Source organism: Herpetosiphon gulosus, assembly GCF_039545135.1.
In the GTDB taxonomy this organism is placed as follows: domain Bacteria; phylum Chloroflexota; class Chloroflexia; order Chloroflexales; family Herpetosiphonaceae; genus Herpetosiphon; species Herpetosiphon gulosus.
Window position 1 is genome coordinate 49,265 of the sequence record NZ_BAABRU010000002.1, and the last position, 15,105, is coordinate 64,369.

Here is a 15,105-nt window from a genome sequence, read left to right on the forward strand (position 1 = left end):
ACACTCCATAGTACATCCAGCAACTCAATTTAGAAGAGACAGTGTTGTTTCCCATTGTTCCTGCATCATCTCAGCATTAGGAGGTAAGGAGTGTTGTTGTATCGACGATTAGGGATGTTGTTTTGTGTGTTGTTAATTGGTTTATTGATTCAGCCTGTGCAGGCTCAATCGACAGTGCCCTACCAAGCAGGTTTTCCTGATTCTGAACCATATGGCAGTTTTTTTGCCTCGCCCAGCGTGGTTGATCTTAATAATGATGGCAAATTAGAAGTATTAACCGCCGATAGCACTGGCTGTATTTGGGGCTGGGATCAAGATGGCAAGGAATTGGCGGGCTTTCCTTGGAAAACAGGCACAGTCTGCGATGATGATCCACGCATCAATAGCTCATTAGCGATTGGCGATATTGATAATGATGGCAAACTTGAAGTTGTGGCCGGAACCCGTGGCAGCGCTGCAACCTCTGGCAAACGTGGCAAGGTCTTTGTGTTTGATAATCAGGGTCGGGTGCGTAGCGGTTGGCCCCGTGAAATGGCTTGGGCCAATATCACCAACGGCAACGAGCCAGAATTTATGAGCGTGACGATCGCCAATATTATCGGCGATTCGCGCATGGAAGTGATTGGGATTACCACCAACGAGGCAGGCAGCGATACTAATTATGCGCCGAATGTCTATGCATGGTCGCACAATGGTGCAACTGTGAGCGGTTTTCCAACTTCATCGCACAAAGGCTCTGGTGCATTTGGTCAAGTCAGCGCCGCCGATATTGATAACGATGGCTATGCCGAAATTTTGATGGGCCGCGATGAATTATATTTTTATGCCTACAATGGCAAAGGCCAATTGCTCAGTGGCTGGCCCTTGCAAACCTATCTTGATGAAAGCAAACGCACTTGGGGCAAAGATAAATATATTGAATATACGCGGGTTGCACCAGCGATCGGCGATTTAGATAACGATGGCAAACAGGAGATTGTGTTTGCGGGCAAAGTACGTGATCCGTTGAGTAGCCACCAACAAACTACCAGCGCCTTGTTGGTGGTTGGAGCCGATGGTAAACGCAAAGCTGGCTGGTCGGTTGGCAAAACGGTTGGCAAACCGCTCAAAGCCAATTATTTCACGCCCAACAACCCGGTGGCCTTGGCCGATTTCGACAATGATGGCAAATTGGAAATTGTTGTGACCTACGACGATGGTACGATTCGCGCCTACAAACACGATGGCACACAGTTATGGTCGTACAACTACACCAGTGGCAAAAAATTGTATGCCAGCGAGGTGGCAATTGGCGATGTAACTGGCGATGGCAAAGTTGATATTGTCTTTGGAACCTATAGTTTTGATACGACCGCCAATACTTATGTGCGCTTGTATGCACTCAACACCAGTGGTGTAAACCAAGCTCCCTATCCACTAAAATTCACCTACGAACCAAATAGCACCAATTTTAAAGGTATTTCAGCTGGCCCAACCTTGGCCGATCTTGATCGCGATGGCGATACTGAGATCTTGGCCCATAGCAAGGGCGGCATTTTATATGTTTGGGATACGCCAGCCCGCTATCGTTTGGATCGTATGCCATGGCCGACGGCGCGACAAAATAATTATCGCAATGGTAAATATACGCGCTAATCAATGCATGCCCTCACCCCAACCCCTCTCCCGTGGCGCGGGAGAGGGGCTTTGAATACGTGGTTCTACCCGTAATGCGTCCCCTCGCCTCGCGTGCGGGAGAGCGGGCTAGGGGGTGAGGGAACTAAATCGAGCCAGTTGGTTCTTTAGCTAGTTGGCGGCGTTTGTGGCCAAAGCGAGGCATATTGAAACACAATGGCAGTGGACGTTCGCCTGTCCAAGGGGCTGGCGGGGCGGTTACTAATTTGGCCAATTCAATCAACACTTGATCGTAATTGACCCGCCAGCCAGCAAAATCGCGCCAAGCTTGGTCGCGATCTGGCTTTAGCGGCACGCCACTATCAATCAATTCAGCACAAGCTTGATCAAAATCAGCTCGTGTAATGCTAATTGAATCATCGGCATGCGGCGTGGCATTATAGGGAATCATATACAAATCGGCGATGCGGCGTAGCGCCAAATAGCCCGCCCGAATGCACAAATCGGCATCTGGTTGGCGCGGGATATCAAGGGTCGAAACTGCCAACGCTGCGGCATCCAATACTGCCGCCGAAGCGGTGATCCACGAGCGATAGGGTTGGGGCGAACGAAAAAATGCCAAGGCCGCAAAGGTTGTATGGCTCTCCTCTAATTCGGCAAACCATTGCTCCCAAATTGCCCACTGCTCAGGCATGCGCTCCAAATTATGAATTCGCTGATAGCGCTGGATCATGGTAATTGCCGATGGCGGCGTGCCCGCCCGCACTTCCAGCAAGGTCACGGCTTCTTCGCGCTTGGAAAACGCCCCGTACATCGTTGGCAGATAAGCAATTAATAAAGCTACAATGCCTAAGCCAACCGTTGCCGCCAAAAAGGCCAAAATTGTTTCAACCGTTGAATCAACTGCTGCAAATCCCAGTGTCAACATCGACGAGCCACTCAGCAAAAACGCTTTACTCCAAGGATGCTCGCCAACTGCCCAAAACATGCAAGTAAAACCCGCAATCGCTAACACCATCCAAACCACTGGAATAATCAGCAAGGCCACTGGAGCATAAAATGCCAGCACCCGATCAGCTTGTTCGTAGTTGTTGATCCGACGCAAACGCACCAAAAAACAGCCATAGACCAGCCGAAAGGTGGTTCGCGTCAGCCAAACATTATCGCCGCGTGGCAGTACGACCATGCGAATTGCGCTAAACAACGTGAATGCCACAATTACCAGCCCGATCAAAAACACCCCAAGATTGATTAATCCCTCAACAATTGTCATAGTATCCTCGATGCTTGCAAGCGCCTTGGAATATTGTATACCTTGAAGAATATAGAGCAAAGAACGTAAGAAATGGGGATCGGTTGTTAGGGGTTGAGGATCAGGAGTAGGGGCCAGCGGTCAGGGGCTAGGGATCAGGCAATTAGCATCAGAAGATAATCAAACAAATCTGTGCTCATCTGTGGCTAAAACTTAACATTCGGGCCCTTCGTGGATCAAAAACTTCTGATCCCTAAAATCTGATTCCTGACCCTTCGCACTTAACCAAAGCTAAACTTGCGAATTGTTAGGCCATGATATGATGGCAGCTATGATGATTCAGACGTTGAGTGAGCTTTATCCTGATTTACGGCGCTTGCGGTTTGGCAGCATTGTTTATGCTTTACTGACCGATACCACTCCCGAAAATCAGCAACATCGCCTAATTCTCGATGCGGCGCTGCGTGAAGCAGGCAGCCGTGGTTGGCTCACGCCTGAAGTTTTTGGCCGTTTACGCGCTGGCGACGATGCGGTGGTGCTTTCGATTCTCGACGAATTGCTGATTGCCCAAGCTTTGGATCGCGCTAACTATAGTTTGCAGTTCAATCCACCTGGCGATGGCCGCCACGTTGGTGAATTATTGATCGAGCGTGGCGATCTGCGCTCGTTCATCGAAGTAAAGTCGTTGCTTCCAGCTGAGGCAGTGGTTTTAGCCCAAACCACCTTGGCTCGTCTGCGCGATTTAGCGAGCACGATTCCTCTGGCTGCCCGTTTGACGCTGGAAATCACCCATCATCCCAATAGCGGCATTAGCCATCGTGAGGTGCGGCGCTATCTGCATGTTGCCGCCGAGCAAATGCTGAGTGGCTGGACGCACCCCGCCGCCTATACCCATAGCTCGGGCATTTATCTGCGGCCTATTGCCTGCCAACCCTTGCTCGAAGCCGAACATTTAGAGATTGAGCTGTATCAAGAGGAATACCCAGGCTTGGCGCGGCGGGCGCATCGGGCTTGGTGCGACCGTTTATGGCGGGCAATTCGCGGCGGCTATACCCAATTGCCTGCAGGTGAGCCAGCGGTGATCATCGTGGTTGATCATGCGCAGCCCGCGCCGCCACTTGCAGCTTGGCTTGCGCCCTTGGGCGATATGCTGCGCATGGGTGCACATCATCGCTTGAGTGCCGTGATTCGGATTGAACTGGCTAGTTTGCGCACAGGCCAACCCGCACTTACAATCTTTCATAACCCACGGGCCAGCAGCCCGTTGATCAGCCAGCCAATTCTTGGCCAGCATGAATTGCATATTTCAATGTTGAATCCTGAAACATGGTGAGGAACGAGCATGCCCCGAATAACCAAAGTCTATACGCGAACTGGCGATAATGGGACAACCGCGCTTGGCGGTGGCCAGCGTGTGCCCAAAGAATCGCTGCGGGTTACTGCATTTGGCACAGTCGATGAGCTTAATTCCAACTTGGGCGTAGCCTTGGCGGTTGGTGTAAGCGAACGCTTACAAGCACCGCTCCAAGCCATCCAAAACGAGCTATTTCACCTTGGCTCCGACCTGTGTATGCTCGAAGAAGATAAACAAAAATGGCCAATTCCTCAAATTGAGGCGCGGCATATCGACGCACTTGAGCAGCTCATGGACGAATTAATGGATACGGTTGGCCCACTGGAGAATTTTATTCTGCCTGGTGGCTCGCAAACCTCGGCCCATTTGCACGTTGCTCGCACAGTTTGCCGCCGCGCTGAGCGCGATGTGGTCGCACTTAGTCGCGAAGAAACCATCGGCAGCTTTGTGATCAAATATCTCAATCGGCTTTCCGATGCCTTGTTTGTAATGGCCCGCTATGAAAATTTTGTGCGCAATATTCCCGATGTCATTTGGGATAGTCGCGCCTAATTTGCCAGCCGATCATGATCAACACCATGATCGGCTTAATTCGACTCAATCTGGTTGCGAATCGCAGCGTTGAGCCAAGCGCTAAATTGACACATGCGCCAATCGTTACACGGCTCGCATAGCAAATTAAATGCGCCAGCACCAGTTTTTGCCTCATAAATGTGGAGCTGGTTCACGGCATAGCTAAGCAGATCTGGCGTGGCTGTTAGAGCCAGCAGCATGCGTTTGAGATCAGTTTGTTTAATCAGTTGTGGTTCTAATTCATGGATTGAATGATCAAGCAGCTCTAAAACAGCGCTTAGGGCTACCGCCAACAAACAATGTTGCTCGCGATCATACAATAAGGCATGAGTTGGTTGCTCGCCAAACACATTGCCAAAGGCCAATTGAGGGTTCAACAAACAGGCATCACGTAAATCTTGCACAAAATTCATGTGCCATAAGCCAGCCTCTGCTCGCAGCCAACCATCATTGGCTAGCGCAATCAGATGATTGTATTGGGTATGCCACCACCAACATAAAAACCGACCATCCCCATGATAATCCAACAGCGCATCGAAATTCCAAGCGGCCTGTGGTGGCGGCAGCGGAACTTCAAGCACAATGCCGCCACTGACCAACAAGGCTAGTTCTAAGTTGATAATCATAGGTCACCTGCGATCATTTGCAGGTCAGCGAGCCACCAGTAGTCCGTTAACTGAGCACGCAAAACGAGAATGTTTCGACTACACACAGCCATAGCCTCATCCTTGCAAAAGAACGAACCCCAAATCGGTTATCAAATGATCTAGAGCTTTAGGATATAGCTAATTATAGGATGAGCACGCCAAAAAAAATAGCAGGATTTTGGTATTGATCTCAACAAGTTTAAATCATTTGGGCTATGATTTAAACTTGTTGATTAATATTTTTAATTTATTAGGCGATTATGCGACTATTTAACCTTTATTCGCTGGTGGTGATCAGCACTGGCAGGTTTTTCACACCAAAGGTAATGGGGGTAGGAATTGGCTCAAGTTGTGCGTCAGGTTTGATCGTAATCGTTTCGATGCGTTTGAGCATGGCTTCTAAGGCCAATTTGCCTTCGAGCCGTGCCAATGGCGCTCCCAAACAGTAGTGAATGCCATGGCCAAAAGCAATATGCTGGTTGCCTTTGCGATGAATATCAAATGTATCAGCATCGGGGAATTGGCTTTCGTCACGGTTGGCCGAGCCAATCACCGCCATCACCCGCTGGCCTGCTGGAATGGTCACATCGCCAATTTGTTGCTCAGTATGAGCGTGACGGGGCATGGCTTTAACTGGCGAATAGTAGCGCAAGGTTTCATCCAACACATTCGGAATCAGGCTGGGGTTGGCGCGTAATTCGGCATAAATCGCTGGTTGTTCGCTAAATACCCGTACCGCATTGCCCAACAAATTGGTGGTGGTTTCGTTGCCCGCGACCAACAACAACGCACAAAAGCCTATCAAATCCATATCCGTAAGTGATTCGCCGTCGATTTGGGCTTTGAGCAAATCGCTAATCAAATCGGCTTGCGGTGCGTTGCGGCGTTGCTCGATCATGCCAAATAGGTAAGCTCCAAACTCTTGGTAAATCGGCACAATTTCGCTGATATTGGGATTATTCGACGAGGTGATGATTCGTTCAGTCCAATATTTGAATTTATCTTGATCTTCGGTGGGTACGCCCAACATTTCGGCGATCACGGTCATGGGCAGGGGCGTGGCAAAATCGCGAATGAAATCTGGCTCAGTTTGGGCCAGCATATCATCGAGCAAACGATTGACCAAACCATCGATGCGATCGTGCAATTGCTCAATCATACGTGGAGTAAAAGCCAAATTGACCAACGAGCGCAACTGGCGATGGCGCGGCGGATCGGTCATCAACATGCTATTGGCAAACATATTCATGCCATCGCCACGATCGGGCGGAGCCGAGGAGAAGTGTTCGTAATCGGTCATAACCTGCTTGACATCAGCATAGCGAAAGACCACCCACGAGCCAATCGTTTGATCAAAATAGATCGGATGTTGCTCACGCATGGTTTTAAACCACGGATAAGGGTTCAACAGGGATTGCATAAAACTCACGCTGGTTCTCCTTCCGACTGAAAAACACAATCCACATTATTCTACTGCTAGATTATGAAGCTGGCTCGGCTGGGGTTGAGCCAAGTCGCAACAACGTGGTTGATTGCCACTCGCTGCTCGTGCCCAAGCGCGTTATCAACTTCTTGCCCAGCAATTCGTTACAAGCTTTTTGAAATTGGGCCTCGGTCAGTTGGCCCAACCAACTTTGACGCAACAGCGTATCGAGCAAATCGCCATAGCTCCACAAACGTGGTTGCTGGCTGGCGATAGCGGTTATTGCGGCCACAATCTGGGCATGCTGCTGGCGACGCAGTTGGTTTTTGCTCGGCAAGGCAGGATCGAATAAGCCAATTTGCTGGGGATTGCCCGCATTTTGCAACAAGGCCTGGGCTTCCGGGTTTTCCAACAATGCCCCTTCAAATTGATACAAACACTGATTGAACGGCAAAACCAACGAGCGATCGCTGGTCGCGATCAGCAAATCGTAGGCTTTTTGGCCCCATGTGGTATGGATTGTACAGGCTGCTGCCCAGCGCCAACGCGAGCCGCCCAGCTCAGTTAGTTGCTGAAGATAGAAGGTTTGCAAGGCTGTTAGCATGGTTTCGCTAGGTGATTCGTTCACAATTGTTCGCCAATTGCGGCTAGCAAACAGCTGATCAAGTTGACGCTCGGTTTGGGTTGGTTGTTGTTCACGCTGCGCTAGCAAATTGGTCAAACCTGCGCGATCAAAGCGTAAGATCAGATCAGTGCGAGCCAAACGGCGTGCCAATTGATCCAAACCATTGCTGATTGGAATTAAACCAAACGCACCATCTAGGATAATTAGGCTTGGGTTGGCGGCTAATTCGCTGGTTAATTGGGTGAAATTAAGCTGATCATGGGGCCAAAATTTGAACTGTTGCTCGCTGGCTTGTTGCCATGCCGCCTGTTGTTCGGGGCTGGTGGTACGTAAGATGATTTGAATTGCTGCTTTAGTTTGGTTGGCAAGTCGTTGATAATGGATGGCTGCGCCAGCCGTAGCCCAACGCCCACTGCCATAGCGCACAGATCCAGCCTCGCCATCAAAAATCACCAAGAGTTGGTGTGGCGAGAGGCTTGGCGTAATCAGCGGGAGATAGGTTTGCACGAGGCTAACTTTGCGTTCAGACCAACGTTGGGCTTGCGATTGCAGCATAGGGTTACTCGTAGCAACAAAACCACTTGGCTATATGCTATCACGAGCAAGCCCACTTTGCCTATGGATTTTAATAGTTTTGCTATTTTGGCCTTCCCTCAACCCAGGCCTTTCAAGCGTGAGGCCAGGGATGCCCAAACAGGGTTCACCCAACGACCTCAGGTTGGTGTCTGGATAGAGCTACTTCAGATCCGTATCCCAACCAAGGTCGTATGCCAAGCATATCAGCCAGCGCCCACCGTAGTTGCACCACTAAACGCCGCAGAGGAAGCAGGATTGGTGGCTGGGCATGCTTACTGCGCCAAACTTGGAATGATCATTTGAATAATCCGTTTCCAACTAGCAGCAAGTTCGTTTACGCCCAAAAGTTGACGGCCAAAGACTTCATCGCGTTCGTGATGTAGATGTTGATTGACTTTATGCACCGTAATCGTGGGATGCGGACGCTCGATCAACTCCAGTACAGCGCCAACTTGCACCTCGCCTGCTTGCAAAACCCGTAGATAAAAGCCACTGCGCAAGGTAGCAACTGTGCGTTGTTGCAAACCGTCGAGGCCAAGCTTGCGATCTTGTTTGGTGCAGGGGTAGCGTGGCGCACAAATTTGCACAATTGCGCTACCAACCTTGAAACTATCACCAATACACACATCTTGCTCGGTTACATTGTTGAGCGTCCAATTTTCGCCAATGCCACTGGCTTGCAACATCGGGTGATCATCGGCTAAGCCATATTCTGCTTGCCAGAGTGGGTAATGGCTAGCGGGCTGGCAACAAACCGCTTTATCTGGGCCGCCATGGTTTTTGGTGTCGGCCACAGCATCCCCAACATGGCCCAATTGCTCCAAGCGCACTGGCGTGGTGATCGCTTGGCGGCCAATCGCCGACGACCAAGCGCCTTTGGCATCGTGGTAGGTTTGGGGTTGGCCGATCGCTAAAGTTTCAATCGTAATCACAAAAGCCTCTAACGTTTGTACAATTGCTCAAAACTCTTGGCGAAGCGCTCGTAGATTTGGCGGCGACGAATTTTGAGCGTTGGCGTGAGCAAATCATTTTCAATTGTAAAATCTTCGGGCAAAATTTCATAGGCCTTGATTTGCTCAAACGAAGGCAAGCTTGGGTTGATTGTTTGCACTTCGTGTTCAATCGCAGCAACCAATTTAGGATGCTTATGTAAATTCGCATCAACTGGCACATGCTCACGATTGGCCCAAGCTGTGACGGCTTCCATATCCAATGTGAACAACGCCACCAAATAGGGGCGGCGATCGCCAAAGACAGCACATTGCGAAATGTACGGGCTATTTTTGAAGGCAGCTTCGACGGCTTGCGGCGCAATATTTTTGCCCGATGCGGTAATCAGCAAATCTTTTTTGCGATCAACGATGCTCAAAAAGCCATCAGCATCGATTTTGCCGATGTCGCCAGTGTGAAACCAACCATCAATCAAGGCTTCGTTGGTCTTTTCAGGGTTGTTGTAGTAGCCAGTTAGAATCAGATTGCCACGCACGAGCACTTCGCCATCGTCGGCGATTTTGATTTCGTTGCCAGGAAACACCTTGCCAACCGTGCCCAGCCGATAATCATCGGGGCGATTGGCAGTTACCGCAGCAGAAGTTTCGGTCAAGCCCCACCCTTCGAGCAACAGCACGCCCGCGCCGTTGAAAAATTCCAAAATTTCGATGTCGAGCGGAGCGCCGCCAGTAATTGCATAGCGAATATTGCCACCCAACAAGTTGCGAACTTTGGTAAACACCAAGCGATCAGCCAAGGCATATTTCAGCTTGAATGCTGCCGGAACCGCTGCTTTTTGGCCTTTGTAGCGGCTCATTTGGCGAGCAATGCCGAGTGCCCAGGCAAAAATCCGTTTGCGAATTGGGCTAGCTTCGGCGCGAGCCTGTGCGGTGCTGAAAATCTTTTCGTACATGCGTGGGACGCTGAAGAAAAAGGTTGGCTTGATCGCTTGGACATCTTCGAGCACTTGCTTGATCGATTCGATGATTGCGGTGTTGAGGCCATTATCGACCCCACACATATGCTGCAAGCGGCCAAAAATATGGGCGGCGGGCAAAAACAAGACATCATCATCGCCAGCTTGCATGGCCATGGTCGTGCGAATCGCGGTTAGTTCGCCGAGCAAGGCCCGATGCGCCAACATTGCGCCTTTAGGATTGCCAGTTGTACCCGAGGTATACACAATTGTCGCCAAATCTTCTGGCTCGATTTGTTGGGCGCAGTTGGTAGCAAAGACCTCTTGGGCGGTAGAATCGCTGGTGGCCATGCGTCGCAAACTGGTCAGTGACAAAATCCATGGGTCGTCGCTGGGCAAATCGCGGCCATCAAAAATAATCACTCGTTCGATATGCTCAAGCTGTGAACGGACTTTTTGCAATTTATCGTATTGCTCGCGATTTTCGATCAGCAAGAATTTGAGGTCGGCATCTTGAGCGATAAAGGCCACCGTATCGGCCATCAACGAGGGATAAATTGAAACTGGCACAGCCCCTGAACAGACCAACGCCCAATCCGATTCGACCCAATCGACACTGGTATTGGACATAATGCCCACGCGATCGCCTTTTTGCAGCCCCAACTGTTGAAAACCAGCCATCAACTGATAGACATGGCGTTGATGTTCGGCGTTGGTGCAGGTAATCCATTCGCCATTACGGCGAGTTCGCCAGCGATTGAGATGGGCAAAGGCTTGTGAACGCTCGCGAAACAACTCACCCAGATTACGAAATGACATTGGCTACCTCCAAGACCTTTGCAACAATTCAACGGCGAACGACAACGGCTGTGGTTAGCTAGCTAGTTGGAGAGTAAAGTGTAGATTGATCCCTCACCCCAACCCCTCTCCCACTGCGGTGGGAGAGGGGCTTTTAGCCTAGCGGTTCCCCCTCGCCTCACTCTGCGGGAGAGGGGGCTAGGGGTGAGGGATTCGCTTAACTATTCGTTTTCTGGTGCTTGATCCAGATCATGGGCTAATTCAGCCAGTAATTCTTTGGCGGCGCGTTCATTGACTTTGGTTCGCCCAACCTCGGCTTCAGGCGTAATGCCTTCCATCTCCAAAAAATCAACAATATGTCGTTGATGTTGTTGAAGCAATGCTGGTGTTAATAACTCATCGAGGTGGACAAAAACCTGCATGAAGGCTCCCGTTTATGCACTGTGGTGGAATCTAGGGGTATGATACAGTTTTTTGGGTTGCGCGGCAAGTGGTTTGACCAAGCAATTCCGTTATTAGATGGCTAGTCTTTGCTATACTTAGCACTGCATGTCGATTGCCAATTAAGGGGATATTTGATCATGGCACATTCAGATGTTTACGATCCAATTCATAACGAATTATGGGCTTTATCGGTGATGGCCAGCACGCTCGATAATGTGCGGGTGCGGGTTTCTGGCTTGCAACCTGATGTTCAGCAAGAGCGACCACAAGGCTTTGAGCGCTCATTAGCCCATGTAATTGCCAGTCTCCGCCGTGGTGAAGCAGAATTAATTGAAGTCTTCGAAAAAGCCTTGAAGACTGACAATCCTAGCATCAACACGATTTTCAACCGCTATCCCAAAGCCTTTGTGCTCAATCCAGCTGAGGAATTGGGTAGCTTTATGGATAGCCGCGAAACCAGCTTGGGCTTATTGCGCAGCCTAACCAGCGCCCAATGGGAGCGCAAAATCAACGATCCTGAGCGTGGCTTGGTTAGCTTAAGCCAATTGGCGGTCGAACGAGCCAACCTCGATCTCGAAGAAATGGACTATATGGCCCAACTACGTCAGGCGATCTTGCGGCTTGAGCCAATTCAAGGCAACGACGCTCGATGAGGGTGCTTTGGCTAATTAGTGTTTTATGTAGCACTGGGCTGGCGCTATTGAGCCTGCCACAGCTACTCCGAGATGCTCAGCAACGACGCTGGGCAGCTTGGTTTTTAGCCCTGTTTGCGATTGGCAATGGGCTTTGGTTAAGCCAACCGTGGCAGATTTGGGGTCGAATTTTCGCCGTGTGGATTCCATGCTACCTAGCATTTAAAGGCTGGCGTTTGCTCTATAGCCCCCATGCCCAAACCAAACAACTAGGTTTCTGGCGCAGCTTGGGATTTATTTTGTGGTTAGGGATGGAGCTTGAGCCATGGGAATTGCCGCGCCAGCCTGATCTTGCTTGGCGCAAAAATCTACTAATTGGCATATTATGGCTAAGTGTAGGGCTGGCAATTGGCTTGCTGGCTTGGTGGTTGCCTGCTCCAAGCAGCGCAGTATGGCTACTTTGGCGCTGTTGGCTGGCCTTAGTTGGCTTAGTAATTGGCCTGTTTTTTGGGGTTACGCGACTGTATTTGACGCTCTGGCAGGCCTTTGGCTGGCAAGTTCAGCACTTATTTTTGCAACCAATCTATGCCCGTTCGGTCAGCGAGTGGTGGGGCAAGCGCTGGAATTTAGCCGTGCATACGGTGTTAAGTTTGGTGTTTTGGCAACCACTCAAGCCAATCATTGGTTGGCGCTGGGCGGCGGCGGTGGTCTTTATCGCTTCAGGCTTGTTGCACGAATTGCTGTTGAGCTATCCGGCGGCAGGTGGTTGGGGCTGGCCACTCGGCTATTTTGTGGTGCAAATTGGGGCGACCAGTTTGGAGCGGCTGCGCAGCGTGCGGGCTTGGTTACGCCATTCGGATCGTCGCCAAGCAAGCTGGACGTTGAGTTGGATCATCATTCCTGCGCCGTTATTGTTTCGACCTGAACTAATTTTGGCCCTGTTTGCCGAACATCTAACGTAGCGCTACTAACGCCCCGAAACGTCCAGCAACCCCAGCATAATGGCCAAAAAAGGCCGTATCAGGGCAAGCAGTGCAAAGGTCGATTGAATGGATATTGCTGGTTTGCACACCGGTTTGTTCGAGCAAAAAGCTGATCATGCGGGGTAAATCGAAGAAATATTGCTCATCGCGGATGATAATGCCTGGAGCATTGGGGCCGTGGCGTTGGAAAAAGGCCGGAGAAACGACCTGTGCCCATGTCAGCGATTGCGCCAGTGCATAGCAACATGGGCCAACCGTTGGGCCGATGCCAACGATCAAATCGCTAGGTTGGCAGGCAACCAAATGGCACAATGCCTCAATCGTATTCTCTAAAACATTGTTGACCGTGCCAACCAAGCCAACATTGACCAAGGCCACCGCCTTGCCTTGGCGCGTGGTAATAATCACTGGAGCAGCATCACCGACCACCATAAACAGCGCCAAATTGCGCGTCGTAGTAATCAGGCTATCAACCCCTTGTTGATTGGGAATGCCTTGAGCATTGATAAAACTCAGATCACGCGGTGAGGCATCGGCCAACAAGCCTCGCACCGAAATCCGATGCGGCGTGCTATCGATTGGCATGCTATCGGGATCGCTGACCAAGCCCACGCGGGAACTATGGGTCAGAGCAAAATGCGCCACGCGGCCTGCATCAATTCCGGCGACCCGCGCAAAAGTACGCCGCGCTGCCCCAACTTCGGCAGGCGGGCCATAACGGGTTGCAAGATTCCCACAGGTTCGGGTCGAAAAACCATGCTGTAAAAACGGCAGCCCGACTAAGCCGGAAACACGAACAATCGGTGAGGCAACCTCAGGATCAAGTGATGATGCAACAGATGGCACATTCAGCATGGAATAGTCCCTGCGCAGGTATACGATTCTGATTAGTATACCGTATCGCTAAAATCAATGTAAAGAGATCAGTCTCGTCGGACGATGAGCCAAAATTAACTCTCGACTTTCCTGATCGTTAAGCATACAATAGCCATCTAGCTAGCTGCGACATTTCAACCTTTAGCACGTACACCACGGTACTGGTCTTCTTAGTACTTTTTCGCTATGGAGGTGGTTATGCAGAACATAGTTAGTGACACCATGAACTCGATCATGATTTGGACGATTGGCGGGTTGGTCTTTAGTTTTGTGCTGATTGTAGTCCTCCGTCGCGCCTTTGGCCCGAATAAAAAGTTGTTGCAACAAGGTTTACCAGGCCAAGCCACAATTATCAATGTTTATCAAACTGGCATGATGGTTAATAATAATCCGCAAGTTGGCTTAGTTTTGCAAATTGATGGCCCGTTGGGTCAATATCAGACCGAAACTAAGGCGGTTATTCCCATGATATCGATTCCACAATTTCAGCCCGGCGCAGTCTTGCCAGTCAAAATTGATCCGAGCAATCGTAATAATATTGCCCTTGATATCTACGGCCCGCAATAGGCCAATAGCCATTTACTCCCCCACCCATGTTTCCTGTTTCACCCCTGTGGTGGAACAGGTTTTTTATTAGGCCAGAGTTCGCTGGTTAGCTGGCGAATCTGTTGACGTGCCGTAGTTGGGTCGGGTACTGCCGCTGCCATGATCACCAAACTATCCCACATGCCAGCGTTGTAGATTAATGCTGCATCGTGTTCAAGGTCGGCTAGCTCCCCCGATTTGTGGGCGCATACTACCGCTGGTGGTAGGCTTGCAGCTATTTTATCGTCACTCGCTGAGTTAACGAGACTCTTTACGAGGGTACTAGCCATTGATCCCCCCTTGGCTATGACATCAGTCATGGTGTGTAACAGCCTTGTTAGTTCTTCGGCACTAGTATAGTTTTCAAAGCCCTGCTGACGCGCCTGAAAATCGAGCATAATCCGCCCCCAGCGCGTTGCTTGATAACCTGCTTGCTGTAACCAGTTGTTTGCTGCCGGAATTCCGCCCAATTGAGCTAATAACAAATTGGTGGCGTTATTTTCCGATTGCTTGAGCATTAAATGAATCAGTTGATTACTACTAAATGTTGTGCCAATTGCCTGGGCCAACGAGCCATCAGGATCGACAATCAGTTGCTTGCTGATCAATACGTCGAATGCAGGCTGATTGGTTGTATACCATTGCCAGGCCAAGAATAATTTGATCAAACTGGCCGACGGTAGTTGCAAGGTCGGTTGATATTGATAATAAATTGGGCCAGTGCAACTGCGAAAATCAACCGACCATTGCCCAGCAAACCCCATAATTAAGCGATCGATCGATTGCATGGCGCATTCCTTGCCCGAAAAGGCCCAAT

Annotated in this window: 15 protein-coding genes; 6 read left to right on the forward strand and 9 right to left on the reverse strand. The window is 50.2% G+C overall.

From position 1 onward, the window contains the following. Positions 1–90 precede the first annotated feature (90 nt). Positions 91–1,635, forward strand: coding sequence for an FG-GAP-like repeat-containing protein (locus tag ABEB26_RS02265; RefSeq protein ID WP_345720321.1), 1,545 nt, complete (start codon positions 91–93; stop codon positions 1,633–1,635). 124 nt (positions 1,636–1,759) lie between these two features. On the opposite strand, the gene ABEB26_RS02270 is transcribed toward ABEB26_RS02265, so the two are convergent. Beyond that, positions 1,760–2,887, reverse strand: coding sequence for a hypothetical protein (locus tag ABEB26_RS02270; protein WP_345720322.1), 1,128 nt, complete (start codon positions 2,885–2,887; stop codon positions 1,760–1,762). Positions 2,888–3,197: 310 nt separating this feature from the next. Here ABEB26_RS02270 and ABEB26_RS02275 point away from each other — a divergent pair, with 310 nt between their 5' ends. After that, a complete protein-coding gene (locus tag ABEB26_RS02275) occupies positions 3,198–4,199 on the forward strand; it encodes a hypothetical protein (RefSeq protein WP_345720324.1) in 1,002 nt (333 codons plus the stop codon). Positions 4,200–4,208: 9 nt separating this feature from the next. Next, positions 4,209–4,772 (forward strand): cob(I)yrinic acid a,c-diamide adenosyltransferase, encoded by a 564-nt coding sequence (locus ABEB26_RS02280; RefSeq protein ID WP_345720325.1) that lies wholly within the window; start codon positions 4,209–4,211, stop codon positions 4,770–4,772. Between the two features lie 35 nt (positions 4,773–4,807). Here ABEB26_RS02280 and ABEB26_RS02285 read toward each other — a convergent pair whose 3' ends face one another. The 6 genes from ABEB26_RS02285 to ABEB26_RS02310 all read right to left on the reverse strand — a co-directional run bounded on the left by ABEB26_RS02285 (position 4,808) and on the right by ABEB26_RS02310 (position 11,190). Next, the gene (locus ABEB26_RS02285) at positions 4,808–5,419 is read right to left on the reverse strand and encodes a hypothetical protein (RefSeq protein ID WP_345720326.1); all 612 of its coding nucleotides are present in this window, start codon (positions 5,417–5,419) and stop codon (positions 4,808–4,810) included. 298 nt (positions 5,420–5,717) lie between these two features. Further along, positions 5,718–6,860: a cytochrome P450 gene (locus tag ABEB26_RS02290; RefSeq protein WP_345720657.1), complete on the reverse strand. Its 1,143-nt coding sequence runs from the start codon at positions 6,858–6,860 to the stop codon at positions 5,718–5,720. Between the two features lie 61 nt (positions 6,861–6,921). After that, positions 6,922–8,043 carry a hypothetical protein gene (locus ABEB26_RS02295; RefSeq protein ID WP_345720327.1) on the reverse strand — a complete coding sequence of 374 codons (1,122 nt, stop codon included), beginning with the start codon at positions 8,041–8,043 and terminating at the stop codon, positions 6,922–6,924. A 293-nt stretch (positions 8,044–8,336) separates the two neighbouring features. Further along, positions 8,337–8,996: an MOSC domain-containing protein gene (locus ABEB26_RS02300; RefSeq protein WP_345720328.1), complete on the reverse strand. Its 660-nt coding sequence runs from the start codon at positions 8,994–8,996 to the stop codon at positions 8,337–8,339. Between the two features lie 8 nt (positions 8,997–9,004). Beyond that, positions 9,005–10,789 carry an AMP-dependent synthetase/ligase gene (locus ABEB26_RS02305; RefSeq protein WP_345720329.1) on the reverse strand — a complete coding sequence of 595 codons (1,785 nt, stop codon included), beginning with the start codon at positions 10,787–10,789 and terminating at the stop codon, positions 9,005–9,007. Positions 10,790–10,989: 200 nt separating this feature from the next. Then, on the reverse strand, positions 10,990–11,190 hold the full coding sequence (locus tag ABEB26_RS02310; RefSeq protein WP_345720330.1) for a hypothetical protein: 201 nt from the start codon (positions 11,188–11,190) through the stop codon (positions 10,990–10,992). A 159-nt stretch (positions 11,191–11,349) separates the two neighbouring features. On the opposite strand from ABEB26_RS02310, the gene ABEB26_RS02315 reads away from it, so the two are divergent. Together ABEB26_RS02315 and ABEB26_RS02320 are read left to right on the forward strand one after the other, a co-directional pair. After that, positions 11,350–11,865, forward strand: a complete 516-nt coding sequence (locus tag ABEB26_RS02315) for a DinB family protein (RefSeq protein WP_345720331.1) — start codon at positions 11,350–11,352, stop codon at positions 11,863–11,865. After that, positions 11,862–12,806 carry an MBOAT family protein gene (locus ABEB26_RS02320; RefSeq protein ID WP_345720332.1) on the forward strand — a complete coding sequence of 315 codons (945 nt, stop codon included), beginning with the start codon at positions 11,862–11,864 and terminating at the stop codon, positions 12,804–12,806. Before ABEB26_RS02315 ends, ABEB26_RS02320 begins: the two co-directional genes overlap by 4 nt. Here ABEB26_RS02320 and ABEB26_RS02325 read toward each other — a convergent pair. Beyond that, positions 12,798–13,682: a laccase domain-containing protein gene (locus tag ABEB26_RS02325; RefSeq protein ID WP_345720333.1), complete on the reverse strand. Its 885-nt coding sequence runs from the start codon at positions 13,680–13,682 to the stop codon at positions 12,798–12,800. The two genes, ABEB26_RS02320 and ABEB26_RS02325, sit on opposite strands and share 9 nt — an antisense overlap. Positions 13,683–13,901: 219 nt before the next feature. On the opposite strand from ABEB26_RS02325, the gene ABEB26_RS02330 reads away from it, so the two are divergent. Continuing rightward, on the forward strand, positions 13,902–14,270 hold the full coding sequence (locus ABEB26_RS02330; protein WP_345720334.1) for a hypothetical protein: 369 nt from the start codon (positions 13,902–13,904) through the stop codon (positions 14,268–14,270). A 38-nt stretch (positions 14,271–14,308) separates the two neighbouring features. Here ABEB26_RS02330 and ABEB26_RS02335 read toward each other — a convergent pair whose 3' ends face one another. Further along, positions 14,309–15,076 carry a serine hydrolase gene (locus ABEB26_RS02335; protein WP_345720335.1) on the reverse strand — a complete coding sequence of 256 codons (768 nt, stop codon included), beginning with the start codon at positions 15,074–15,076 and terminating at the stop codon, positions 14,309–14,311. Positions 15,077–15,105 lie beyond the last annotated feature (29 nt).